Origin of the sequence: Candidatus Lokiarchaeum ossiferum (assembly GCA_025839675.1) — an archaeon.
GTDB lineage: Archaea > Asgardarchaeota > Lokiarchaeia > Sigyniarchaeales > Promethearchaeaceae > Lokiarchaeum > Lokiarchaeum ossiferum.
Window position 1 is genome coordinate 3,261,552 of the sequence record CP104013.1, and the last position, 25,060, is coordinate 3,286,611.

At 35.2% G+C, this 25,060-nt stretch carries 23 protein-coding genes and 1 tRNA gene; 15 read left to right on the forward strand and 9 right to left on the reverse strand.

Going from position 1 to position 25,060, the window contains the following annotated elements; genetic code table 11:
• Positions 1-81: 81 nt before the first annotated feature.
• The 4 genes from NEF87_RS13860 (at position 82) to NEF87_RS13875 (ending at position 2,261) form a co-directional block, all read left to right on the forward strand.
• Positions 82-696 (forward strand): hypothetical protein, encoded by a 615-nt coding sequence (locus NEF87_RS13860; RefSeq protein ID WP_457916270.1) that lies wholly within the window; start codon positions 82-84, stop codon positions 694-696.
• A 574-nt stretch (positions 697-1,270) separates the two neighbouring features.
• On the forward strand, positions 1,271-1,579 hold the full coding sequence (locus NEF87_RS13865; protein WP_457916271.1) for a hypothetical protein: 309 nt from the start codon (positions 1,271-1,273) through the stop codon (positions 1,577-1,579).
• A gap of 84 nt (positions 1,580-1,663) precedes the next feature.
• Positions 1,664-1,891, forward strand: coding sequence for a hypothetical protein (locus tag NEF87_RS13870; protein ID WP_457916272.1), 228 nt, complete (start codon positions 1,664-1,666; stop codon positions 1,889-1,891).
• 103 nt (positions 1,892-1,994) lie between these two features.
• Entirely contained in the window at positions 1,995-2,261 is a 267-nt protein-coding gene (locus NEF87_RS13875; RefSeq protein WP_457916273.1) for a hypothetical protein, read from the forward strand.
• 630 nt (positions 2,262-2,891) lie between these two features.
• Here the strand turns inward: NEF87_RS13875 and NEF87_RS13880 are convergent.
• Complete coding sequence (locus NEF87_RS13880) at positions 2,892-3,110, reverse strand: hypothetical protein (protein WP_457916274.1); 219 nt, start codon at positions 3,108-3,110, stop codon at positions 2,892-2,894.
• A gap of 562 nt (positions 3,111-3,672) precedes the next feature.
• Here NEF87_RS13880 and NEF87_RS13885 point away from each other — a divergent pair.
• Both NEF87_RS13885 and NEF87_RS13890 read left to right on the forward strand, forming a co-directional pair.
• Positions 3,673-4,425, forward strand: a complete 753-nt coding sequence (locus NEF87_RS13885; RefSeq protein ID WP_457916275.1) for a hypothetical protein — start codon at positions 3,673-3,675, stop codon at positions 4,423-4,425.
• 5 nt (positions 4,426-4,430) lie between these two features.
• Positions 4,431-5,099, forward strand: a complete 669-nt coding sequence (locus tag NEF87_RS13890; protein ID WP_457916276.1) for a hypothetical protein — start codon at positions 4,431-4,433, stop codon at positions 5,097-5,099.
• A 28-nt stretch (positions 5,100-5,127) separates the two neighbouring features.
• Here the strand turns inward: NEF87_RS13890 and NEF87_RS13895 are convergent, their stop codons facing one another.
• Positions 5,128-5,460: a hypothetical protein gene (locus tag NEF87_RS13895; RefSeq protein ID WP_457916277.1), complete on the reverse strand. Its 333-nt coding sequence runs from the start codon at positions 5,458-5,460 to the stop codon at positions 5,128-5,130.
• 163 nt (positions 5,461-5,623) lie between these two features.
• On the opposite strand from NEF87_RS13895, the gene NEF87_RS13900 reads away from it, so the two are divergent.
• The 3 genes from NEF87_RS13900 to NEF87_RS13910 all read left to right on the forward strand — a co-directional run bounded on the left by NEF87_RS13900 (position 5,624) and on the right by NEF87_RS13910 (position 7,918).
• Complete coding sequence (locus NEF87_RS13900; RefSeq protein ID WP_457916278.1) at positions 5,624-5,971, forward strand: hypothetical protein; 348 nt, start codon at positions 5,624-5,626, stop codon at positions 5,969-5,971.
• A 176-nt stretch (positions 5,972-6,147) separates the two neighbouring features.
• On the forward strand, positions 6,148-7,011 hold the full coding sequence (locus NEF87_RS13905; RefSeq protein ID WP_457916279.1) for a hypothetical protein: 864 nt from the start codon (positions 6,148-6,150) through the stop codon (positions 7,009-7,011).
• A 19-nt stretch (positions 7,012-7,030) separates the two neighbouring features.
• Positions 7,031-7,918 (forward strand): hypothetical protein, encoded by an 888-nt coding sequence (locus NEF87_RS13910; RefSeq protein ID WP_457916280.1) that lies wholly within the window; start codon positions 7,031-7,033, stop codon positions 7,916-7,918.
• Positions 7,919-7,942: 24 nt separating this feature from the next.
• Here NEF87_RS13910 and NEF87_RS13915 read toward each other — a convergent pair whose 3' ends face one another.
• Positions 7,943-8,389, reverse strand: a complete 447-nt coding sequence (locus NEF87_RS13915; protein ID WP_457916281.1) for a hypothetical protein — start codon at positions 8,387-8,389, stop codon at positions 7,943-7,945.
• 535 nt (positions 8,390-8,924) lie between these two features.
• Between NEF87_RS13915 and NEF87_RS13920 the strand changes: the two genes are divergently transcribed.
• Both NEF87_RS13920 and NEF87_RS13925 read left to right on the forward strand, forming a co-directional pair.
• Complete coding sequence (locus tag NEF87_RS13920; protein WP_457916282.1) at positions 8,925-12,410, forward strand: hypothetical protein; 3,486 nt, start codon at positions 8,925-8,927, stop codon at positions 12,408-12,410.
• Between the two features lie 408 nt (positions 12,411-12,818).
• Complete coding sequence (locus tag NEF87_RS13925) at positions 12,819-16,067, forward strand: LamG-like jellyroll fold domain-containing protein (RefSeq protein WP_457916283.1); 3,249 nt, start codon at positions 12,819-12,821, stop codon at positions 16,065-16,067.
• Between the two features lie 27 nt (positions 16,068-16,094).
• On the opposite strand, the gene NEF87_RS13930 is transcribed toward NEF87_RS13925, so the two are convergent.
• Positions 16,095-16,430, reverse strand: coding sequence for a hypothetical protein (locus NEF87_RS13930; protein WP_457916284.1), 336 nt, complete (start codon positions 16,428-16,430; stop codon positions 16,095-16,097).
• Positions 16,431-16,799: 369 nt separating this feature from the next.
• Here NEF87_RS13930 and NEF87_RS13935 point away from each other — a divergent pair, with 369 nt between their 5' ends.
• Complete coding sequence (locus NEF87_RS13935) at positions 16,800-19,598, forward strand: hypothetical protein (protein WP_457916285.1); 2,799 nt, start codon at positions 16,800-16,802, stop codon at positions 19,596-19,598.
• Positions 19,599-20,162: 564 nt separating this feature from the next.
• Here NEF87_RS13935 and NEF87_RS13940 read toward each other — a convergent pair.
• Positions 20,163-20,321 (reverse strand): ribbon-helix-helix domain-containing protein, encoded by a 159-nt coding sequence (locus tag NEF87_RS13940; protein ID WP_457916286.1) that lies wholly within the window; start codon positions 20,319-20,321, stop codon positions 20,163-20,165.
• A gap of 288 nt (positions 20,322-20,609) precedes the next feature.
• Here NEF87_RS13940 and NEF87_RS13945 point away from each other — a divergent pair, with 288 nt between their 5' ends.
• Entirely contained in the window at positions 20,610-20,807 is a 198-nt protein-coding gene (locus NEF87_RS13945; protein ID WP_457916287.1) for a hypothetical protein, read from the forward strand.
• A gap of 197 nt (positions 20,808-21,004) precedes the next feature.
• Here the strand turns inward: NEF87_RS13945 and NEF87_RS13950 are convergent.
• Positions 21,005-21,110: transfer RNA gene (locus tag NEF87_RS13950), tRNA-Ile, on the reverse strand.
• A 583-nt stretch (positions 21,111-21,693) separates the two neighbouring features.
• On the opposite strand from NEF87_RS13950, the gene NEF87_RS13955 reads away from it, so the two are divergent.
• Positions 21,694-22,158 (forward strand): hypothetical protein, encoded by a 465-nt coding sequence (locus tag NEF87_RS13955; RefSeq protein WP_457916288.1) that lies wholly within the window; start codon positions 21,694-21,696, stop codon positions 22,156-22,158.
• A gap of 251 nt (positions 22,159-22,409) precedes the next feature.
• Here the strand turns inward: NEF87_RS13955 and NEF87_RS13960 are convergent, their stop codons facing one another.
• The 3 genes from NEF87_RS13960 to NEF87_RS13970 form a co-directional block, all read right to left on the reverse strand.
• Entirely contained in the window at positions 22,410-22,676 is a 267-nt protein-coding gene (locus NEF87_RS13960) for a hypothetical protein (protein ID WP_457916289.1), read from the reverse strand.
• Between the two features lie 382 nt (positions 22,677-23,058).
• Entirely contained in the window at positions 23,059-23,331 is a 273-nt protein-coding gene (locus tag NEF87_RS13965) for a GIY-YIG nuclease family protein (protein WP_457916290.1), read from the reverse strand.
• Positions 23,332-23,445: 114 nt separating this feature from the next.
• Complete coding sequence (locus tag NEF87_RS13970; RefSeq protein WP_457916291.1) at positions 23,446-23,583, reverse strand: hypothetical protein; 138 nt, start codon at positions 23,581-23,583, stop codon at positions 23,446-23,448.
• Positions 23,584-23,953: 370 nt separating this feature from the next.
• Here NEF87_RS13970 and NEF87_RS13975 point away from each other — a divergent pair, with 370 nt between their 5' ends.
• Positions 23,954-24,748, forward strand: coding sequence for an HFX_2341 family transcriptional regulator domain-containing protein (locus NEF87_RS13975; RefSeq protein WP_457916292.1), 795 nt, complete (start codon positions 23,954-23,956; stop codon positions 24,746-24,748).
• The last annotated feature ends 312 nt before the right edge of the window (positions 24,749-25,060 follow it).

Genomic DNA, 25,060 nt, shown 5'->3' on the forward strand with positions numbered 1-25,060 from the left:
AAACGGGAAAGGCTAAAATTTTTTATGGGAAGTAGAAGATAACTTCAAAAGGAGTTAACCGAGCAAATAGGAAAAATGACAATGGAAAAAAAATTCGGAGAAGTATTCGGGAAATATAGAATTACAGACAAAGAATTTTGGTTTAAAACCAATGAGAAGGAATATCGATTTCCCGTAAAGGATGTGAGGATTGAAATTCAAAGACCCAAATATTCAGGACCCTTCTATTTTGTTCAATATAACGACAAATCCATTGATTTGGAGGATCTGAGGACTTATTGCTCAGAAATAAACAAAAGTCTTTTGAAATATCATGTATTCATGAAAAAAAAGAAGTATATCCGGATCATCAAAGAATTAGTCTCTGAATTAAAAGAAGGGGATGAAGTAAAACTCGAGGAAGCCCTTAGTGTGGTTAAGGAAGAATATAAAATTTTACATGCAAAGGAGATTCGGGGAGTGTCCAAAAAAGTTTGGTCTAAACATCCTCAACGAACAATCTTAATTCCCGATTCCTTTCTTGAAAATTTCTTTCGTTTAATAGGGGAACATATTTCAGGGTTTGAATTCGTGAGGTTGAAAAAAACTATTCGCATGAAGTCTGATATCTCCACTTCCCTCGATCAGATCGATGTGTTATTTGCAGACTGGGATTCGAATCCCCAAAAATATAAAAAAAGAACACTGGTTGATTGAAACGGAAGAAGAAAAAACCTATTTGGAACAATTTAAAAAAATATTAATCTCTTTCTGTTTTTCCCACAATCTCTCTTCTAATTCTTCATATATATCTTTACTCAGTTTTAAGTTCAACTTCTCCGACACATTCTTGTTGTGCCGAAGGGTTTAAAAAAAATAAGTAAGTCCCATTATTTATTTTTGATGTAAATAGAAAAGTTCAATATCTAAAGATTAAAGTGAAATTAAGTGAATTAACTTAGCTGAAAAGTAAACATTAAAATAGGGAGGTTTCCTTATTATTGTTTCGGGTAATTTTAGCATAGTTTTAAATAGGCGTCGTGTTTTTAGTAACTTGTAAAAATGATTTCTATAGATTATGTCCAAATCACGTAAATTCTGGAAGAGATGTGCCTCATGGGTGAAGGAGAACATCTTTGATTTGATATTTTTATCTCTTGTAATCTACGAACTCTTCATTAAGTAGGTTTTCTAAGAGATTAGTCACCCACCATTTTTTTTCTCTTTAGACTAATTTATTGGTCCACCAACATCATTGCTTTTAAATAATTATTCTCTCTGGAAGTGTACGATGACTCCTAAAAGAGTGAAAGCTGGTGCTGGTCCTTTTTCCTTTGAATGGGAAAATTGGATGAAAGATGATAATGCAGATATCAAACGAATTAAAAGAATCGTTGATTCGTGGATTATCGCAATTGATATGGGTGGAGCAAGTATAACTGATGCAGAAATGACAAGTTTTTTTAAAATAATGCGTAGTTATGGACATCTTGTGAAATTGAAGGATGATAAGGATTACTTAGAAAAATACAAAAAACTAAATGATTACTATAAAGAAAATTTCGAGTTCGGTGCGATTACCGTACGTAGAAGGCGGTAGTTATTTAAGATATTGTTTGTTTCGCCTTCCAGCAATTACTATACCATTTTTACAGTAATTACAAATACACTGCTTATGGTATTCATGTCCCACTGTAGTATAACATCCACAGGCATCACATATTACAGGGTCATCATAGTGTTTTTCTTCAATCATATTTCCATAGGCAAAGGGGAAAACATATGCAAGGAAATGACAGCGTTTACAGAGGCGTTCAAAATAAATGGAGATTTCATTGTTGTATCAGATATTGAAGAATTTACAAAAAATTTAGACTCGATTGAGGAAATTGTTCGATTGGTTTCGAATTGATTCTAAAAGTACTAAAAAAGAAAATGAACATCCAAATGTTGCCAAGATCTTTCAAACTCCTTCAATCGATCTAAATGTAATTCTTTTCAAGTGGTTCTATTACATGACTCAACATGATTGGAAAAATGTGATTAAATTTTGTAGAAATTTGACATACAAAAATATTATTCTAAATTTCTTTGAGGGAAATTCACACAATCCAGGGATTGCTACTGGTGCTGATAGAGTTCGGTTTTATTCTGGAACTTTCAATTTTATTTGTAACATGAAAAATTCCACAACTTTGCTACCAAATTCTATGGGGAGAGAGATTGACGAGGTGAGAGATATCAAAAGCTTCAATATTGTACTACAAGAAAAATTAAGTTAATTTAAGGAAATTTATTCTCCTTTGCATCTTGTCGATCTAATTAAAGAAATTGAAGAATTTCGGGACAATTTGATTCTAAATAACTATCACTATGCTTTTATACCCGAAAATCGTTCTAAATTAGAAACAATTTGCAAATTAATCGATTTTACATGCGTAATAAAAAAAAATAGAATAAATATTGATCAAGGAAGAAGTCATATACATATCTCTAGAAATGAATTGAATGAATTTGATCTTCATTTAATTTTCTTTTCAAGAGAAATAAACGTTGTATGTGTGAGAAAATTAAATTTAGACACTGGAAACTATTTGATCATAATGCAGCTTCTGCTCCTTCTCAAAAAATAATCGCTTCCTTTTGTAATTTGATGATAAATAAAATCAAGGAACTTTTTTTTTCTGATTAAGGAAATACAAAATAATAAAGAGCAAAATTATTAATTTAAAATGTCTGTAGATAAAAAACGTGATAATTTATGAACATCTTTGAACAATAAATTCAGTTCTATACTATATTTAACTATGATCATAAGTCTGAATTCATAAACTAGGACATTTTTGGGAGAATTACAAAAAAATTAGCTGAAATAATCTAAACAAGACAGAACAAGATGAAAAAAGAATTTTTTAAAAAGTATTATTATTGACTATCATAAAAAAAATGAAAATGACAATTATTATCACACAAATGCTAGTGTATGTCGACTTAATTCCAGGCGAGGATGAATCGTCACTATCTTCATCTGGGCCATGTTCCCAAAAATCAAAAAGATCACCGTCATCATGATCAACGTCATTATCAAAACTATCTGGGATACCATCCCCATCTCTGTCCCAACTTGTCATTACTTCTTTCCCTTGTGGTATTTTGATTTAATTAAAATATAAATTAGTATTACATTTCAGTATATACTAGGTGGACTAAATGGCCATCGATCAAATCGCTTATTGTGATTTAGATACTTAATATTCCAATTCCTTTTTTTTAGTCATTATGTTTATTCCAAGGAAAAGACCAATGTGGTAGGATGATGAGCCAAAGGTTCCAGTATGGAACAATGCTCAAGGTAGAAGGGGAAATAGGAGGGATTGGGCATGAATCACCACTTTATTTTAAAGGATTATAAAAAGATCACCATTGTGACAGTTATTCTTCCATTTTGAGATCCTTAAATGAGCAACAGTTATTCTTCCATTTTGAGCATCATTATATTGAGAGTCAGTTGACTCGTACCATCCCACCTTCGGCTATTTTATCGATCACTTCGCAAGGGATTGAGTTTTTGCAAATTCATGAAATTAATTTTGATCGAATTAGGGACTTTTTTATCCTAATTGATAAAGAAAAATCTGACTGTCGATTATTAATTCACAACTTTTATTTTCTTCTTCAACAGAGTTAATTTTCATGGGAAAAAATGCACTCTTTGATGCTCTTCACACCTACTGGAAAACAGAAAGTAAAAAATATAACGGAAATGTACAAAGTAGGCAAAGTTTTGAAGATTATCAAAAAGAAACTTTTTCTCGAATTTTAGGAGTTAACATGTTGCAAGAAAACATTTTTACGTCCGATGGAGTAAATCTTGCATGGGAAAAACGGAGTTCTAAAGAGTTGATGGAATATCAGTATCGATATCAGCCCATCCAAATTAAGAAAGGGCCAAATGTTAAAATATGGCAAGACCAACTGACTTTTTCTGGAGAAAGAGGAACTCATACCCATCCTTTACTGGGTTTAAATAAAATCCCCGAGATAATTCAGAATGGTGCATTTGATCGTATTCCAGATCATTATATGAAGAAAATTCAAAACTTTCTAACACCCAAATTATTAGCTGCTGAAAAACAAAAACTAATCAAGTTAATAAGTGAATTATTTGGAGAACTCATGCCGGGCGATGAAATTCCGCTCGTTCAAGCTGAAAAAATCATAAGACAAGAATTTTCATTCAATACTCTGACATCCAAGGATATTCTTGGATTTTTAAAAGAAATCGGAACAAAACTCAATGGATTTCAGTATATACGATTGAAAGAATCTATTCGGTATAGCAAAGAAATCCTTCCATTATCAGCCAATCTTGCTCAATTGGATAATTTGTTCATTGAATGGGATCAAGCAATACAAACTAACAATCACAATAAGAAGAAGAAATAGTTGAATTGGAAACATTCACCCCAAGTTGGGAAAATTATTACTATCGATTTTTCGATGGCTTAGGATATGATGTTGTTCATGTATATACAGGATATACTCGAAATCAGTTTTATAATGAACTTTATCAATGGACACCTCTCATTCAATGGGATGATGAATTGTTTATTATGATCCAAGGGCACGGGCTTGTGATGGATGATGAAGAAGAGACACCTTTACCGTATTTTACTCTCTATGATGGAGATACTTTATATAATGGAGATAATGGTGAAATTTCAGGACAAGACTTCATAAATCGATTGATGTTATTTAGTGCTTTGAGGAAATGTGTATTTTTTGATACTTGCTATGCTGGAAAAGTGTTAGAAAGTTTTAATTCCGAAATTACCAAAGTTTTTCAAACTACTGATGCTACTCATGCAGCTGTGATGACATGCACTTATTATGATGAAGCAATCGAAAATGCAAAATGGGAGAAAAGAAATACTCGGTTGGCAATTTTTTTTTTCCAAACTTTGAGTGCAACAACTTTAAGTGAGGATGGAATCTTCAATTATTTTCAGTTAGAACTAGCTTTAGAATCGTTATTACCATGGAATGATTTTTGTTACCAAGGAGGCACAATTCTGAATCCAGGTTGGAATTTTTTGACTAAATATGGAATGTTATCATAATATTTGGGATATTAAACAATATTTCCCTCTATTTTTTTTTTTTAATAGCATTTTTTAATTCCCCAAAGGAGGTTTCTTTTCGCTTGTTATCATACCAACGTAAACTCCCAGTAAATCTTGACCCATGGTACCAAGTATCTAATAACTTTTTTCCTCCCAGTAAGTGGTCCCATGATTTTAGTATTTTTAATTCTTTTACGGTTCTTTTAGCAATGCATGAGTTACAGAAATAGATAGGAAGCGAAAAATAAGGGGTGTTTTCCGATGTTTGTTCGTTTACCGTGATAAATGGGTCCATATCAGTATACCATCTATGGCAAAAGTAGCATAGATTTTTGGAAGGTTCCTCATTTTTGACCATCAATACTAATAAGATGGGTTGACAATTGAATTTTTTGGAGAATTTAGGATGCTCAAATAGGCATGAACCTAAAAGATGTTGTTCATGAAACACCCGTAGTGTTGTTCATCGAGAGCAAACTTCGCCGACGGGACCGAAAGGGTAAAAAGTTCCTGGAATGTGGATGGGAGGACATTCAATCCATGAAGAAAATCCACGGTGGTCGGATGGTGATCTAAGGATTCCAGCATGTGACAATTCTCGCTGTCCGTTAAATGTTCTGTGGGGCAGGAGCCACCGTGATCTACCTGTGGCAAGCCGATTTCTTCATGTAGTGGTATCCGACGATGCCGATCTTGATCGAAAGAAATCGTTTCCCTATCATCGCATCAAGAGTCCTTCTTCTCTTCAAGCGAGAAATACTATGAAAGCGGTTTCATTACCCCGATCGACCCTTATTGGTTTTTTTGAATCCGTCCACAATCGATCAATCAAACTTCCGTTTCCCTTATCGGTAAGCTATCTTCCGTGATTGCAATAATGCCATCATGGGAGCAGTTTTTTTTATTTTATAATTCAATGTATTTTTTATACAGAAAATTCTGGTTAATTGTATTTTTGATTCAGTTAATTTAAATATTTAGTGTATAATATAGTCATAAGAAAGGGGTTGAAGGGAATCTCCCCCTTTTTTTGAAGGTATACAAAATGAACGAAAACCGATTGAAAACTAAAAATACAATAACGCCTTTGCTAGGCTTTGTATTTTTATTTCTCCTGCTTGCAGGACAATTTTCCGAAGGAAATGCCGCCTATCAACCTCCGGTGGAACCTCCTGAAGTAAATTTGAATGCGCCGTCTACCGTCATCGCGGGAACCTCCTTTACTGCCTCTATCTATATCCAAAATTATCCCGGAAGCAGTTATGGGTATGTTCAATGTTATGAAAATGGTGTATGGCAAAATGTCAAACGAGTTACGATCTCCTCGTCCCATGTGAGTGTGAGTCTTCCGACGAGCCCATACTATGAAAGATCAGTTTTATATCGCGTAAGGTATCGGGCTCCTTCTCGTTGGATTTACAGTAATACGGATAGCGTCAAAATTAATTTTGGTAGAACAATGTATCTTGAAGGACGAACTTGGGAAAAACAAATTCGTGATCAAAGCGGATTAAATGATTATTATGCGAGTGAATCCCATCACTACACTTGGGCTGCAAATACCAATGAAATTTCGGTGAGTACTACTGGGATAAATTATAACAGGTTTATTGGAATGTCCACAACTTTTGTCGCTCAAAGCACGAGTATTCGAATTGACTTCGATTCCAAAGAATCGACGAACAAATATAGCGGAGTAGGCCAATATTCAATTATTTATGATCTCGATTGGGAAGTTGTTGGTTGGCTCTACTTTAGCGATTCCACTTCCTATACTCATCACACTCACTTGTTTACAGAATTAGATGTAGGACAATCCTACTACTATTTTCATGCAAGTCGCGATAATTCCGTTTATCAAGGGTTCACAATTACTTCCAAGAATTTTGTGTTGGATTTAACCCCTTAAATAATTGGAGGAACAAACAATGACAAAAACAAATTTAAGCAAATCAAAAACGATGATTCGTGTCCTAGGAACTTTAGTGGTGTTCATGACTCTATTTGGGGAAATGTCGGGGGTTTTAGCTGCCTACCAACCTCCCGAAGAACCTCCGGAAGTGAATTTTAATGCTGCATCCTCCGTCGAAGCGGGAAAGACTTTTTCCGCAACCGTAGCAATTCAGAATTATCCTGGAAGTAGTTATGGAAATGTTCAACGATATGAGAGTGGGACCTGGCGAAATGTAAAAAGTGTGAGTTTTTCATCCTCCTACATGACTATCAGTGGAATCCCAAGTCATACTTTTCAAGGATCCGCTTCCTATCGATTAAAATATCGTCATAATGGACGATGGATTTATAGTAATTCTGACAGTGTGAATGCCTATTTCGGAAGAATTATGTATGTGGATGGAATTGCTTGGACCAAAGAAGTACGGGATCTTTGGGGTTGTTTTGATTATTATGCGACTGATGCTTCCAAGGTAGATTGGACCGTGTCGGGGAATGAAATACGAGTCGAACAAGTCTCCTATTCTGGTAGAACTTTTGGAATGTCCACGAATTTTGTTGCCCAAAGTACAAGTGTCAAAATCAGCGTTGATGAGCGAAGTACCTGCTATCCAGGGTATGCATTGACCCCGGCGGTTCGTGTATATAAATCAAATTGGGGCTATCCCATCGTTAACAATGAACATCCTATTATCGATAAAGAATATTTCACCCAGTCAAGTAATTACGTCTACTCAGAAAAAATCCTTTCAGGTTTAACAGTAGGTGAAACATACAATATCTATCTTTGTTATCAAGATACTCATGGGTACGTGGATTTTACCATGTATTTCAAGAACATAGTGATTGACACTACGCCCTAAGAGAAATTCTTACTTTCCCTTTTTTTAATAATTTTCGACCATGCGTTCCCACTTCGTTTTCCTAGGATATTTGGATTGTATTAGAGTCTTTTGGCGCGCTTTTCGTTTCCGACGTGCCTTTCCACTTTCAAAACGACCAAAATCTTCCACAAACACGGCGATGTCCGTTTCCTTTACCTGATAGGAAGGAGTTTTAAGCGAGGACGGAAGAGCCGATCGATCAAATTTCCGATGATAGACCCGCCCCATCTCCTCTAAAATATTCGCTGAGAGAATGAAGGTCACACTCGGATTGGATGTAAACATCTGTCGAATCCGCTCCCGTTGTGATCGCTGGTGATCACAAAAATGCAGCAGGATATTGGAATCGATCAAAACCATTGCATCCGCGGGTAAGTTGGCAATGTCTTCGGGCCAATAGGCTTCATAGTCCAAAAATTCCCGGAGGTTGATCAACAGATGATGATCCAAAGACGCCACCCCCCATTGGTTTTCGGCGGCCAGATAGGCCACGATCCAATCATCCACCCCAAAGGCCAAGGGACGATAAGGATGTTGTTCTTGAATAACCCCGTAATGTTGCTCATAGAGGGCTAACTTTGCGGCAGGCACCGAGAGCGTATAGAGGTCAGGAAGAATTCGTGGAGGTACATTTAAACCTCGGAGAAAATCTACAACCTTCGGATGATGGGGGAGAGGCTCCAACACATGACAATTTTCGAGACAGAAGGGAAACTCGGCAAAGGGGGGCATGAATCATCTTTTGGTTTCTAAGAAACTATAAAAAGATCACGATTGTGACAGAATTGAGATTTGCGAGTGGTTTTTATAGATCAAAAGCAGTAGTATGGATGTAACCATTTGAATACAAAAGGATGAAATGACAAAAGTGGCATTCAAACTTTAGTCCACATCTCTTTAAGACCTAAGGATAATTTTCAGAAAATGTATTCGAAACTGGAAACATGAAATTACTAATAACGCAAAACCAAAAAGTGAAAAAAATATGAAACCAAAAAAATTAATCTTCATCTTTTTTGTAGGAATCCTCATGGTCCCCATCTTCCCCCAAGCGCAACTTTCCTTCGCAAGTGCAACGGTGGGTCAAAGTAATGGAGTCTGGGAAATAACCTATAATACTGATGATAGTGCAAATGTTGGTCCACTCTATGATGCCAACGGATATACTGCAATTTCCGAGTTAGATCCTGCAAGTTCAACCAATACATGGTACGATTATTCCCCATTAGAAGCAGGACATCAAGAATTAGACTTTGAATGCAATATCAAATTTGAAAATGGAGGTCGGAAACACATTTATCTGTATTTGGATAACGATCCCTCCCAATATTTCCTACTGCAATATGAAAATGGGGATGTGTTTTCATACACTACAGATAATTGGGTAAAACAAAGCCAAAATATGGATTATAGTTATAATACTTGGCTGTCGTTTCAGTTAGAACTGATTCAAACCAGCTCCACCACAAAATTATTAACCGTAACTTTAGGAACCGATTCTTTTTCGATCGAACTGGATAGTGACAGTACTGTTGACGCACTCAAAATGCGCACAATGACGGCCGGAAGTTCCGTCTTCTTTTCTGACGTCGAAGTGTCTTATTTGGAGGAATCCTGGCAAAGAATTTATCCTGCGGAAAGCTCTGCATCTGCAATACCCCTTAATGATGAAACGGACGATGGACAGCTGTATTCAGATATTTATGAATTGGAGATGGACGTGGGACTGAATACGTGGTATGAATATACCAAATCGGGAATTGAATACAATTTCTTGCATTTTGATTGCAATTTGAAATTTCTGGATGGAGGAGCTAGAAAATGGTATTTTTATTTTGATGATGGGGCTTATTTCATTATCAACTTCGAAAATCAATGGATCAGATCATATGTTTCGAATGCTGACGTGCCAAACTGGGTTTCTCAGAGGTCTTACGGCTATGGGGATTGGAATCATATCGAATTTGATATCGTTCAAAAGAATTCTGTAACGAAAGAATTAAAAATGAGCATAAATGGGCTCCCATTTACTTATCCTGTCCTTATGTCTAGTGGATTCAATGTGAAAATTGAATACTTAAGAGTGCGTCTTCAAACTAGCGGAAGTCTTTTGATTTCCGATATGGCAGTCGATAATGATCAGGATGGATTGGATGAGGTTGAGGAAGCTATGCTAGGGTCTGATCCTCTCCTTAAAGATACTGATGGCGATTTTGCTTATGATGGGGAAGAAGCCTCTATCTATGGAACGGATCCAACGGTTCCCGATGAGGCAAATGGTTTTACACTGATCTATCCAGAAGGTGGTCCAGGCAGAGTTGATATTTCCACAGATTCATCTACCGGTTCAAAGATATATCAGCTAAATTCGGAAGGTTCATCTAATACTTGGTTTCAACATCGATTGAATGGCCTAAGAGCTCAATCTGTCGGATTTCATTGTAAAATAAAAGTGCATGATTCTCAAGAAAAATACTTGTACTTCTATTTTGACGATGGTGATTATTTCATAGTTCGATTTATTAATCTACATCTCTATACCACCTATATTCATAATGGGGTTGGCAACGGGTGGAGGGATCAGTATATTTATTATGGGGACCAGGATTGGTTGGATTTATCAATCACTATTACTGGAGGACCCAATATCAAAACATTAGATGGATCTTTAGATGGAAATCCCTTTGATGATTCCGAATTCATGTATTCGAAAGGTGTTTTTGACAAGCTTAAAACCCGCCAAACTGGAACGGATAATTTGTGGAGTTTCACGGAGTTTATGATTGATTCGGATTTGGATGAGTTATCTGATGTAGAGGAACTTGATTTAGGCACCGACCCGACGGATGCGGATTCGGATGGGGATGGGTTAACCGATGGAGAAGAAGTCAATAATCATGGCACTAACCCTCTAGTGGCGGATTCGGATGGTGATAAATTTTCTGATCTCCTCGAAATTCGTGGGAAATTAAATCCTATGGATCCCAGCGATGTATTTACAGATGAATGCACCCTTGGAGGTTATGTTCCAAGCGAATGGGTGATTCCAAGCTCAGATGTGGGCATCCAAGCAATACCAAATGATTGGGATGATACTAGTTATTTAAGCGACAATTTTATGCTCTCTATCAGTCCCACATATCGGCACGATTCTCGCAGTATAGAAATTCCATTACAACAACTAGATGTCATGGAAAATTTTGCATTTTCATGTTATGTTGGGCAAAATTGGTTAGGAGGTGAAGAATCATGGCAAATTTATATTAAAGATACTTCAGGAAAAGGTTTTGCTTTGAACTATAAAGGTGATCAATTCTACATTAGTGATACTACACTTCTTTCTTTCAGCTCGGATATTATTCAAGTACCTAATCCAAATAAAATTATGCATGAAATGAGGATAACCTTAAAATTTGTTGGCGATCATACCGATATTTTCCTATATTTTGCAGATACTTCAATGGGTAACTACTCCATCGAGATGGGAAAAATGTTATCCAAAATCATTGTTACTCGAACAACGACTTTTAATACTCCTGAGATACCCTCCTTTGGATTTGATAATTTTAAAATAATCCAATGGAAATGGCCTTATTATAAATTGATGGAAACTTATCCTTCTAATGAAGGGAGAGATGGGCATTTAACCATTAATAACGTCCAAAAAGGCGTTGGTAAAGGACCTGGGTTCTATGAAATAATGTCCTCTGTCGATTTTGATCGGAATTGGAATGATGATGGTTTGGAAGGGATGCACTTGGATGGTTCTTTTTGTGATACAGGTTCCTTCAATTTTGTTTCTCATGCAAAATTATTTGATATATTCGGGACTGGAATTACCCAACCTCAATCAAGTATAACTAAAATGGAACTTGATTTAAAGATCAATGGTCCTGATGGTCCTATCGATTTATCTACAGCAAATGGAATCAGTAATCTAATAGATCCATACTTAATTAACATGATTGAAAATTTGGACACTATTACAGATTTAAATGAGGTTACTGAAATTCTTGAAGGAGTTGGGACACTCTACCAAGTAACAGAACAATTATTAGATATGTATGATACCGTACCTGAATCACTTCAAGATGTTTTGGGACCAATTTCCCTGGTTATGGATCTTGTGGGTTTTTATTCTGAGGAAAATACACCACATCCCGAGTGGACTTGTGATACATTAGATAATGATCCTTATACCTATCAAGTCAAATATGACTTTGATTTCGTATCTGGAGTTTCTTGGGGTAGTACAAATTTTGCTATGGGATTTAATTTAAATTTTTACGAAGTAATTGAACATCTTGAAGAAACAATGGATATTGGTGACAGATACACTTTTACGATAACTCAAAGAACATTCTTGACTGGGATTTCCTATAATTGGATCTTTGGAAGATGGGAAGAATCCACAGAAATTATGGTTGAAGATACTTTTAAATTTGAACTCACATCCACCGATTCTTTTTAGATTTTTATTGCTTTTTTTTTCTCAGGCTATAAGTATATTTTTTTTCTCATTTTTGATAATATTTTCTTGATTTAAACGGAGAAAATATGAGTTATGAAATTTTGATGAAAATCAAGAAATTCTTTTCATTATGAAAACCCGAAAAATAAGAAGAAAAACATCTTTCCGAAACATCCATTGATATCTCATCAAGCACCTATAAAAAGATCACGATTGTGATAGTTGTGCAAATTGCGAGTGGTTTTTATAGATCAAAAGCAGTATTATGGATGTAACCATTTGAATACAAAAGGATAAATGGACAAAAGTGAGAAACCGATTTTTGTTCCACATCTCCTTAATAGTAATTTTTCAATATCCTTTTTGTATTCTACTTGAACAATATTTAAAAGAAAAAAGGTAAACATAATGAATCAAAAAAAAAGACTGCTATCGTTATATGCGTTGCTTCTTTTGACCTGTTCCGCCTTAATATATACTAATATGGGAACTGGGGTCGCAGAAATCAATATTTCAGAATGGACAAATGTGCCAAATTATGGTCCTTCGGAATTATCCAATTTCATGGATGAAGATCGAGGGGAGGTAATGAAAATATATGATGCCGGATGGGGATTAGTCCAAAAGGATATAATTCCGCAATATATTGCAGGAAACAAAATTTGGTATTCCTATTGCGTGAAAGTAACTGGTGGGGAATCGAATGATTATGGGGGGGTGAATTTAAGCCCATCTACCATCAACACTGGGGCCGTAGGAATGCGAATTCATGCGGGAACGAGTTTAAAATATTGGCTTGGAGATGGACAAGAGCATGATACATTCATTGACGTAGAAACAGATCAATGGTACCACATAGGATGTTCATATGAGTCTGATGGTCAATTCGAAGCATATTTGGATGGGGAGATGATCCTTTCAGAACAAGCCAAGCCTATCAGCAATTTAAATTATGTTTATGCTGCAACATGCTCCCAATCAACTTTTCTGGATGATATCTATGTTGGAGTTTCTAAGGATGAAGCATTTAATAGTTTCCAAGATGAAGTAACTACCATACTAATTGATGATTTTTCGGAAGATTCGATTGGGTTTTTACCCTTAGATTGGGAACTAACTGCAGGCGGATATTCATCTTTTAGAACTGTAGAACTAGCCGAATCTCCATATGATCAGGTTTTAAGAATCTATGATTATGGACAAATTCCCACCGTATACTCAAAAGTGGAAAAAAAAATTCCCGCTGGTTTTGGATCTATTGAATGGGATTTAAAAACAGATTCACCAGGAAATAATAATGGTTATTTCGGATTGATGGAAGGGGATAATTGGTTGATATCGATTGGGATAATAAATAATCAATTCAGAGTTTATTACCACAATGATCATGCTTCGTATAGTGTCTACGACACAAACGTTGTTGCTTCAAATCAATGGACCCACCTTAAAATGGAGTATGATGGCGAGCAAGATGATTGTCGAATATTTGTTAATGGGGTTGAGGTAAGAAGTACACCATTCAATACAAAATATGCCTCTTTTGTTGATGGTCTATATTTACACTCAGGAGAAACTGGATCTGGAAAAAGTTATTATGACAACATTCAAGTGAACTGGGTAAAACAGCGTGTGGATTCTTTTATGGAATATGCTGGCATTATCAATTTTGATGATAGTTACAATCAAGATCCTCTAGCAAGCTGTCAAGAATGGTCTTCCGATGTTAATTCGGGCTATCAAATCCTAGATGCAGTGACCACACACTCAAGTGTATTGGCAATAACCGATTTAGTTTCTTCTTCGAGCTGCTTTACAAAACTAAACATTAATACTCCTTTAGGGGTTGGAGGCTGTGTAGAAGGATGGATATCTGGATCGAGTATCATAAATAATGCGTATATGGGCATTAATTTTGGGGATAATTACTGGTTATTGTCCGTGGGGATCAATAATGGTCATTTTAAAGTTTATCATCGAACGAGCTATTCAACATATAGTACCGCTGTTTCTACCATAGAAGCAAATCCAAATCAATGGTATTTTGTTTGTTTATATTATGATGGTATGTCTGATATTTGTACTGTATCGATAAATGGTGTTACTATTGGACAATATAGTCTTTATGACGTTGCTGGAATTACATCAATATATCTCCATTCGGGAGAAAATGGGGGGGGTACAAGTTACTATGACTCAATTTCGTATGATTGGGCAAATGAATATGATGCAGGAGATGCAAGAATAATAGACTTCGATAGGGACCATTTAAGCCACAAGTATGAAGAGACCCATATTTATGAATCTGGATTAAAAACTTCTCCTTGGAAATGTGATTCTGATAATGATAGGGTAAATGATTGGGATGAAATCTGTGGTATCTACGGATATATTACTGATCCAACTCGGATTGACTCTGAACCGATTGGATCTGAAGATGGGCTGAATGATTATTTAGAATTATTTAGATATCATACCGATCCAACTCACTATGATTCTGACCGTGATGGGCTGACTGATGGAGATGAAGTCAACTTATATGGCACCGACCCGACCACGGCGGATTCGGATGGGGATGGGTTGACCGATGGGGAAGAAATAAATGGGTATGATATGATGTATCTAGACGAGCTTTATCATGAACATAAATATGCAACATATTATACAAATCCGCTTCTTGTTGATTCAGATAATGATAATTGGAGTGATAAGCAAGAACTTGATTTGATACAAGCTGATTTAGATCAAATTCATGAACCTAATCCTGCGGTAGATAACTATCGGTATTTAGATCCAATGTGCCGAGATAGTGATTTAGATTTTCTTCCCGATGGATGGGAAGAATATTATGGACTCGATCCTTGTGAATATAATTCAGAGCTGGAATTAATCGAAAACAATGTTCCTGATATATATTATTTCTTTGCGCCAATTCAAGAACCAGATCAAGAACGGGTCTCGGGATTGCGAATTGCCTTGATATTCATTAATCCAGACATAGTTTCGCCAAGTTGGGCAAATTATTACTCTCGAGTCTTCGATAAGCTAAATTATGATGTAGTGCATGTTTATACAGGTTACACCCGAAATCAGTTTTATAATGAATTGTATCAGTGGACACCCCTTATTCAAGCGGATGATGAATTATTTATAATGATCCAAGGACATGGGCTGGTGGAGGACAATGAAGAAGAAACTCCGTTGGCGTATTTCACTCTTTATGATGACGATGAGGTGTTTGACCAGGATGTTGGTGAAATTTCGGGACAAGAGTTTTTAAATCGATTGAAGTTATTTAGTGCCTACAGGAAATGTGTGTTTTTTGATACCTGTTTCGCTGGAAAAGTGCTTGAAAATTTCGATTCGGAAATAACTAAAGTCTTTCAAACTACTGATGCCACCCACGCACAGTATAGAACAGTCAGCAAATTTGATAAGATTATGCAGAATGCTAAGTGGGAGAAAAGAAATACTTATGTTGCATCATTTTTCTGGGATACTTTAGGTGCAACCACTCTAAGTGAAGATCCAATTTTCAAATATATTCAGGCGGATTTGGCATTTGGTTCTCTTTTACCGTGGAGTCGAACGGGTTATCAAGGAGGAACTATTTTGAATCCGGGCTGGAATTATTTGGAACGTTATAATATATTTGTCTAAATTTCGGGATAGTGAGTAGTTTTGCTCTCACTTTTTTTTTATTTCTTCTGCATTTAATGAATCCCCAAAAATGATTTCCTTACGCTTTCTATCAACCAACCGCAAATTTCCCGTAAATAAGGGCATATGAAGCCACGTATTTAATAATTTTTCCCCTCCCAGTACATGATCCCATGATTTTAATATTGTTCTTTCGTTTTTCGATATTTTCGCAAGGCACGAGCTACAAAAAAAAATAGGTAATGGATATGGAATGGAATTATTGGGTCTTTTTTCGGTTACCGTAATAAATGGGGACATATCAGCACGCCACTGTTGACATATGTAACATAAGTTTTTGGAAGGTACTTTGTTTTTGGCCATCAATGTTAGCTATGAAGGGCAGACTATTGAAATTTTTGGCGAACTTCTACTCCTTGGTCTTTCTGAAATTCACTTAGTTTATATTGATGATGAGCCGTAAATTCCAATTCTCGAGATCGAAGGGGACCTCGGAGGGGAGGGGCATGAATCGCCCTATGTTTTTGGGATGCTATAAAAAAAACTCGCTTGTGACAGAAGTGTAAATTTCGTGTGGTTTTTATAGATCAAAGTCAATATTAAGCATGTAGCCATTTGAATGCAAAAGGATGAAATGACAAAACTGGAATTCAAGCTATCGTCTTTGCCTCTTCCATTCCTCACCTTGATTTTCTGCCAAAAGTTCTTCAATGGGATACAGTGTGATAAAAAATGTTGGATAAAAATAAAAAAGGCAAGAAGAAATTGTCCTTGGGATCTAAAATCGGAATGTGCCTCTTCATTGTTGCGATGATCTCTACCAATAGCCCAAATCTGATAAAAAGCGCTTCAGCAATTTCCGTGAATGATTGGGAATTAAATCCTGAATGGGAAGGGTGGGAAGAGGATTCTACTCTTGGAAATCAATATACACGCGTCGCTGAATATTCAGATTTAGGCTCACGAGATCCGGTGTTGGGACTCCGCGATGGTTCCTATTATGGAGAAGCGAAAATAAAGAATGAATTTCCCAACCAACCTGCGGGGGCTTTTTCCACCGAATTGAAAATCGTTGAAACCTCTTATGGAAATGAGGATTGTTCTTTTATTCGATTTTATTCAGGAACAACAATTGCTGCTGCTTTAATTATTGATAATAATTTTAGATATGCTCCTGACCAAGGAGTATCCGATGCCCCTATAAGATCGATCAATGTGGAATTGGAGACGTGGTACCACTTTGCTGCTGAATGGAATAGTCAAGCAACTGGAACTAATGAGTGGACATTTTACATTAACGGTCAAATTATTGCTCAGTTCGATTCGACCAATCCGTTTTCAGGAATTAATAATATCACAATTAGTACATATCTTGGCGATATAACTCATAATCTGACCTTACATAACCTACGACATATGGATGATTCTTCCACAATTAACCAAATTTGGGAAGAAGATAAATTTTTTGAATGGACTAGCGGTGGGACGAATCAATGGTGTCATATTTCGACTAACATTTTTGAAGATCGAAACGTGTTAAAACTAAACGATGGTTCATGGGTCGGGGAAGCAATCGCAACAGCGAACTTTGATTTATCCGAAAAGGGATCGTTTTCTACAAATATTCGAATTGTTGATTCTGGTTATGGAGAAACAGATTGTTTCCTAATTAGATTTCTCTCAGGATCGACTGTGAGCAGCTATATGACCATGTGGGAAGATCAAGGTGTAAATACGATCAGATTTTGTGGATCTGACGGCAATTCTTACCCCACAGGATCAACATACTCTACTAATGTGTGGAATGATGATTTCAAAGCCGAATGGGATTGCTCAGGAAGTGGTAAAGACCAATGGGTTTTTTCTCTGGGAGGCACAGTAATAAAGACATTTGAATCTGAAAAATACACTTCAGGAATTAATCAAATTTCGATTCGCTCTTTATATAGCAAACCAACCAATTATGTCTATTTTAATGATATTCAAATCGATTCGGATGATGATGGTCTATCACGTAAAGAAGAATTGCTCTTTGGCACCGACCCGACCACGGCGGATTCGGATGGGGATGGGCGCGAGGACGGGGTGGAGATTAGATATATGACAAATCCTATAATAAATGAAGTCTTTTGGGAAGATTTTGAAGAAATTTCTTTACCAAGTGGATATATTGATAATGGAGATACTATCGGAGAGTGGCAAGTGGCTAAAGATAATGATGATTTTTGTGATCTATATGTCGATCAGAGTCCAAGCTATTGGGGAGAATCTTCTCAAGTTTTATGGCTTCATACTACTGATGAAAGTCTCATTGATATTTATAAAAATGATATCGCTTCATCTGGAGATAATTTGGTTTATTTTCGCTCCTCTATTAGTATAGGACAGCTTCAGTATCAACAGTTTTATGTTGATTTTACCTATGGAACTTCTTCACGCTTGCATTTTCTGTTTTCTAGTGGAGAATTATTTTTCTGGGATTCCTATTATATATATGGGAAACACCTTACTGCTTATAAACCTGTATATGATGCAGCGAGCAATGTTGTTGTTTATAGTGAAGATCAAAAAATTGATTTCGAAGTATTCATTGATAAGGACCAATCCACTTGGACTCTGAAATGGAATGGACAAGCAATAATGAAGCAATATGATCTTGATTTTGGTAATACTTTTAATCGAGTGATTTTAGGCACACCATCAACATCTTCTGGACGAGTTTTTCTTGATGATCTCGTTTTTGAACATGGGAAAATCACTAAAGATGATTCGAAGACCTTATACAATAAAATAGTTCCGAATATAGTCGCCTGTTTACCTGGGTTCAATGAGGAATTCTCTGAAGATTCTATTGGCGATACTAGCCTTGTAGGATTAGAAATATCATCAATCGTTTCTCGAGATACTGAGTATTCCTTCAATTTTCCTTTTGTTTCAGTTAGTTATGATGATGAAATTGAAACGGGTCCACATCATGATGAGGTTCGAACAATTGGTCAAGAACATTGGTATTGGTACTATAAAATTTATGGAGATATTGAATTTTACTCAATCGACTTAACAGAGTATTCATATTCTGCTTCCTTTTTGGCATTTTATTCATTTGACCCATATTCAACTCAAAACACCGTACTTACCAATCATCCCTATTCAGATCTCCGCGATGATTGCTCGTATTTAAATCAGGAAACATTTGATTATTGGGTCCAGCCATCATATACTTCTGAATACTCTTGTCCTCAACAATACACGGATTCTGGGAGTCAAACTCAAAAAGGATGGGATTACACCATTAGTAAACAAACCACATTAGGATTGAATTTTGAGTTATCCTTTGCCACACCAGTCCAATCAATTTCTCTTCCCCTTGGCATATCTTTTGCATTCAATGTTGAACGAGATTTAGATTTCTGGTACTATCTGATATTGAAAGATACCCATACTTCTACTAAATCAGTAACTTATAATATGAATGCCAATGTAGCTAAAGGTTTTTATACTTTTTTTATTAGTGATTTTAAGATTCACTAATATTTTTTTTTAACCTAGCCAAATTTTTAGTATATTTTGAAGCCCTAGAGAAAAAGAATAGTCCTGAATTTCTTAACTCGAAAAAAAACTTTATAGGAAAAACTTGCCAAAGGGGTTAAAAAAAGATTTTGATCCCAAAGGGGAAGAAAACTGACAGGTGTGGAATTGGAAGCGATTTTGTGACTGTTTCATCGGTTTTGATCAAATGATAAAAGATCAGTTATTAGGAAGGGATGAATGACTATCTGAAAAATCACTTTTGGGACTGAATTAAGCGGAGTATTAGATAATATAGAAAGTGTATAGAGGTTGAAAAAGATTCGAGGAAGCATAGCGAACCAACAGGATTTGCAAAAGAAAGGACCGCCAACATGAGAAATCAAGGTTATGAGACTACCACCATCCAAAATGACTACATGAAATTCATATCGCGTCTATAATTGAAGATATTTTTTGGTGTGAATCTTTATCCTAAGAAAAGTCAAACCTAGCAAAATAAAGCGGTTTTTTTTAATACTTCTACTTTACATTTCAATCCGATAGGAAAAGTAGTGGATGGATGCTTTACTCGTTCTCTGGTATTAAAGCAGCCTTCAATTTCCGAACCGCTTCCTTGATCACTTCTGCCCGTGAACTATACCCAAATTTGGGATTCTCGAGGATTTTATCAATATATTCTTCCACAAAAGGTTCAGGCAACGAAATCGAAGCAAATTTTCCCATATTTGCTCTAGAGATGCCCTACTATTTATGTTTGTTGCTTGGTTTAAGTTCAATTATGTATCCATGATATATAAGTGAAGTATGATAGATCGATAAATTATATTTATAAGGATGCGTTTCATACAATTATGTATCAAACACAGATCAAGCACGAGTAATGCTGATTCTTTTTGAACATGTCTTCCGAGTTTATAAGTTTCAAAAAGTAATTACAGTATCATAAATCTGGAAAAACAGATCTGTTTGGTAACCTATAGATTAGCGACAAACGTCCCAAGAGGTCTCATTATGTCTCAAAAACCTAGAATATCAATAACAACAGGGCAAAGGTCAACATCCTGTGTCAATCCTACCAAGTCTCCGTCAGAACCGCACGGATCTCCCATATCTGCCATCAATCCATTGGCAGATCAATCGCTTTCTCCTTCTGGATCTAAATTTTATTATCAGTATTTTAACGATCAAAATCATATTGAATGTTTTTGAACGTGAGCGATTATTATGGGAAAGCACTCATGAGGAACTCAGCTACTTACTTTTACATGTATCCAATAAAAATGACCTTATATCATCTCTATCAACAAAAAAGAGCTTCAAAATTAAAGGATCAGATAATCTTACCTTATGCTAGATTTCAATAAAAAATCATGATCAGATTTAATTTTGGAATATTAGAAAAAGATTGGTGGGAAAGGTGGGCTTCGGACCCACGACCTCTGCCTTATCAGGGCAGCGCTCGATTGCCTTCATATGAAGAGATACATACAATCCAGGCTAAGCTACTCTCCCGTTTCTGTTTTTACAAAACTGTCTGATATTTAACAATTTTATAATAGTCGGGATAAACAGACTATAATTGTCACTCATGATGGAACAATTAAAAAATTTCCGATTTTCATTCCATAAAAAGTTCTCTGTTTCAATCCGAACAGTGGTTTGACAGTTTTAGGGGATTCAATTTACATGGGTGGCATTTGCTTCGTGGGGGGGAATTGTCGAAAGTATATAAGAATCTAGGATCTAAAAAAAAAGTCGAGTTGTGCGAAAAAAACCAAGAAATCGCAATGTGAGAAGGACAATTTTTTACAACAACTGAGCAAAGAAAAACCATAGAATACTAGGAATTATAAAATGGATTTCAGAGATTTGAGTGAAGAAGGGGTAAAGTTTTAAAAAAAATTGAAAGAAATAGTTTTTTGAAAGAAAGTGGGAAGATTCCACATAATTCTTCAAGTAATTTATTATTTACAAGCGTCTCAAGTTCTACATCGGTGGAGGATTTTAAAATCAAAGAGATTTTTTCATTTGTCATGGATCTTTTTTGATCGAATCTTTTTTAATTATTTATGACTAAATATAAATTAAGATAAAAATGAAAGACAAACAAAATGTAGGAAATTCTGGAGAATATTATATTGCAGCTTTCCTTTCTGCACGAAATTTTATAGTAACCATCACCCTAGGAAGAGCTATTGGCTATGATTTATTAGCGGTCAATCCAAGCGGAAAGTTAATCAAAATATCTGTAAAAACTCGCGATTCAAACTCAACTCATAGATTTGTGTTATCAGAAAAATCTGAGTCATTAAAATCCGAGGATCTGTTCTATGCATTTGTTAGAACGAATAAATTTGAATCTCTACCCGATTTTTGGATGATTCCATCAAAAATTGTTGCTGAGCAAACATATAATAGCCATAAGAAATGGCTTCAAGAAGATAGCAATCACAAGGATAATACAATGCGAACATTTTGGGTGAAAAATCATGATCTTTTCCCAAAGAATTGGGGAGAAACAATGGAGCAATATCATAATAGTTATTCTAGTTTGCTATAGTTTTTTTTTAAGAATATTATCTCAGATAATGTTTTTTCATATTGATCATTCATAGAATGCAAGAAGAAATTGGATTTTTCCAAAGATAAAGAGGTCTGGAAAAAAAGTTGGACTTCTTTTTTAGAATTTTTTCTCATTTTGAGGAAAAATTTCTTTCAGGGAAAATCTCAGTTCATCCTTTTGCATTCAATATTTGAACACTATTCATAGGGTGATATTTCTATTTAAACACCGTGGTAATAGCAAAATAATCACTCATGTGATCTTTTTATATTTATCCATTGTTTCAAATCGAGCATATCTTCCTCGTATTTTTCAACGAGAGTCCGATATTTCTTTTGATAGATGCGTTCGGGAAGCAAGCCAACACTCCGGAACAACAACATCATATTCAAAAATTCCAGTTTCATTTCAAACGGCCAACTATCGATGGGGTCATCCTTATAAACGGAGACTCGAGAGATCCCCGCCGATCCCAAGTTGATTTCAAAATGGCACTTTTTATGCGGTTTGTTCACTTTTTTCCCTCTTGCCCATCCAAAATGTTCTTATAGTATTTATTAGATCCCCACCTTTTAAAATAGATTTTGAAAAGAAAATAAGGAAAAAAAAATCCAGCAAAAAGATAGAAAGATATAAATAAATTATCGGTAACTTGCTACGGTAGTATAAACATAGTGAAATGTTGCCCCAGCATTGATACATTTGGGGTAGATTTCTTTAGGAATTGTATTAATCGAAGATATTATTTCCGTTAACGCTAAAACGAAACTTTTATACCGTCAAACTCCCGTATGAGAGTAAAAGTGCAGCCAAACCAGATAGGAATAAAATGGAGTTGAATGATGTAATAAAAAAAAATTTGTAATAAAAGGGGTTTTGGGAAATTGAAAGGGAGTTTTATTTCTTCATTTTATTCCCAGAGGGTTTGTTGTTCTTTAAACGACGATTCTCAATAGAATTTGCTTGAGCTCGAGTTTTTGTAGTCTTCACAGATACTTTTGAAAAGTGTTTACTTGGATCCTGATGATGTTCTTTGATCCTTCTGTTAAGATTATTCGTCATCCCAGTATAAGCGGTTTTTCCTGATTTAGACTTTAAATTATATACACCAGGGGATTTTGGAATTTTAGAACGACTTTTTTTTGTGTTAGAATATGTTTTCGATGTCATATTAATTATTTCCTATTTTTTTTTACATTTATTGTGAGTGTCAAGGGGCATTAGCCGATTCCTCGCCTCAAATAAAGATTCAATTTAAATTTCTGCGAGATAAGGAATGTCAAATCACTTGTATTCATAAGATTTTTTTGCATCCTTTCTCTTCTTACGCCATGAACCATCTTTGTTTCGGGTTCGGGGTTCCATTCCACCTTTTGAAGGTACATGAGGTCCAGAACGTTTTCCAGCGCGTCTATCTACCAAATTTTAATTCACCTGAAAGTTGTGGTAACAATAAGTTGATGTATTGAAAGCTTTTCGCTGTAATCAATCTCAAACATTATTGATGTTATTTTGTGAATATTATACTTCACCAGAGATCTAGGGGAGATGTTCCAAGTAATTTCGGTGAGGTTTCAATGTAACCGAAGTCCGAACTTCCTTGAATTGAGTTTTCCTTCCAATCTCTAAATATATTATAACGTACCTCTTTTTAAAACTAAGTAAGATTTTGTCAAATATTTTTGTCAGTTATTGTCGATTTTGAATTTAATTAAGTTCTTTCATTGTGTTCAATAGAAAAATCATAATTTATATATACATATAAAAACAATAAACACGCTAGAGTGTTTATATGAATAATATAATTCCTCAAGAACGAAATATTTTAATTGTACCAATTGGATTAGAAATAGACCGCGTAATTGCAGGATGCAAACTATATCCAATTAATGTTATATATCTCTTACATAATCCGCTTGTGGATTCAACCAAATTTGCAGTAGAACGATATTCAAGTTATTTTGCAAAAGAAGTTAAGAATAGGATAGGGAGTTCTTTCAATAAAATAGAAGAAGAAATTACAAATTTAGGTTCTTTTCATGATTCATTAACATGTTTGAACAGAATAATGAAATTGGAAGAAAAAATAGAAAGATTGGGACATATCTACATAAATATATCGACAGCATCAAAAACCTTCGCAATGGCAGCTTATTTATTTGCAAGTAGAAAACCAGAACTTTTCACCTTATTCTATTTACAATCAAACAAATACATCCTACTAGAGCATTTTAATAAAGAAAATTCTTCTTTGGATAAACTGGAAGAAGAATTTAGAAAATCTGGTTTAACTCAAGGCGATTTTGAAGTAGAAGAAATTCCAATTTTGAAAACAGAATGGTTCAATAAAGAGGAAGCAGAAATTTTACGTATTTTCGATGGAAATAGATCTTTTGATTCATTATTGGAGTTGATAGCTAATCTGAAACAGGAAAATAATCCAAAAAACAGAATGAAGATCAGAAGAATACTTAACAAATTTGAAGATCTTGGAATCATTCAGATGAAAAAACGTGGAAAAAATTTAATTATAACTCCTACAAAAAAACACAGCAGTATTTCAAATATGACTGGAGTTTTTTACTAATCCTCACATTTTTAGATAGAAAAAAACCCCCCTTGATGTTATTTGTGCTGATGCAGTCTCAACAGCATAAGGTTTCAAAAGGTGTGCATTAGCTAGTATTAGATTTTTAATGCATTACACTCAATGAATTAGCCCATTAATCGAATCTCAAATTTCATAATTATTTTGGAGTAAAAATGCAATATCACGAGCTCGAGTAGAGATTGAGTAAAATAAATTGCCTTCCAACTGAAAATATAAAAGAATAAATTTCAAATTAAATATGTCCATTTTTTGATTGATCGTATATTGAATGCCTACTCATAAAAAATA

Bases quoted from the DNA above. Each gene is read 5' to 3' on its own strand.
- NEF87_RS13975 (WP_457916292.1), top strand. From the start codon at position 23,954: ATGAATAATATAATTCCTCAAGAACGAAATATTTTAATTGTACCAATT.
- NEF87_RS13910 (WP_457916280.1), top strand. From the start codon at position 7,031: ATGACAAAAACAAATTTAAGCAAATCAAAAACGATGATTCGTGTCCTA.
- NEF87_RS13875 (WP_457916273.1), top strand. From the start codon at position 1,995: ATGACTCAACATGATTGGAAAAATGTGATTAAATTTTGTAGAAATTTG.
- NEF87_RS13900 (WP_457916278.1), top strand. From the start codon at position 5,624: ATGGGAGGACATTCAATCCATGAAGAAAATCCACGGTGGTCGGATGGT.
- NEF87_RS13930 (WP_457916284.1), bottom strand. From the start codon at position 16,430: ATGGCCAAAAACAAAGTACCTTCCAAAAACTTATGTTACATATGTCAA.
- NEF87_RS13870 (WP_457916272.1), top strand. From the start codon at position 1,664: ATGTCCCACTGTAGTATAACATCCACAGGCATCACATATTACAGGGTC.
- NEF87_RS13920 (WP_457916282.1), top strand. From the start codon at position 8,925: ATGAAACCAAAAAAATTAATCTTCATCTTTTTTGTAGGAATCCTCATG.
- NEF87_RS13945 (WP_457916287.1), top strand. From the start codon at position 20,610: ATGTCTCAAAAACCTAGAATATCAATAACAACAGGGCAAAGGTCAACA.
- NEF87_RS13955 (WP_457916288.1), top strand. From the start codon at position 21,694: ATGAAAGACAAACAAAATGTAGGAAATTCTGGAGAATATTATATTGCA.
- NEF87_RS13905 (WP_457916279.1), top strand. From the start codon at position 6,148: ATGAACGAAAACCGATTGAAAACTAAAAATACAATAACGCCTTTGCTA.
- NEF87_RS13935 (WP_457916285.1), top strand. From the start codon at position 16,800: ATGTTGGATAAAAATAAAAAAGGCAAGAAGAAATTGTCCTTGGGATCT.
- NEF87_RS13880 (WP_457916274.1), bottom strand. From the start codon at position 3,110: ATGACAAGTTGGGACAGAGATGGGGATGGTATCCCAGATAGTTTTGAT.
- NEF87_RS13940 (WP_457916286.1), bottom strand. From the start codon at position 20,321: ATGGGAAAATTTGCTTCGATTTCGTTGCCTGAACCTTTTGTGGAAGAA.
- NEF87_RS13895 (WP_457916277.1), bottom strand. From the start codon at position 5,460: ATGGTCAAAAATGAGGAACCTTCCAAAAATCTATGCTACTTTTGCCAT.
- NEF87_RS13860 (WP_457916270.1), top strand. From the start codon at position 82: ATGGAAAAAAAATTCGGAGAAGTATTCGGGAAATATAGAATTACAGAC.
- NEF87_RS13925 (WP_457916283.1), top strand. From the start codon at position 12,819: ATGAATCAAAAAAAAAGACTGCTATCGTTATATGCGTTGCTTCTTTTG.
- NEF87_RS13965 (WP_457916290.1), bottom strand. From the start codon at position 23,331: ATGACATCGAAAACATATTCTAACACAAAAAAAAGTCGTTCTAAAATT.
- NEF87_RS13865 (WP_457916271.1), top strand. From the start codon at position 1,271: ATGACTCCTAAAAGAGTGAAAGCTGGTGCTGGTCCTTTTTCCTTTGAA.
- NEF87_RS13885 (WP_457916275.1), top strand. From the start codon at position 3,673: ATGGGAAAAAATGCACTCTTTGATGCTCTTCACACCTACTGGAAAACA.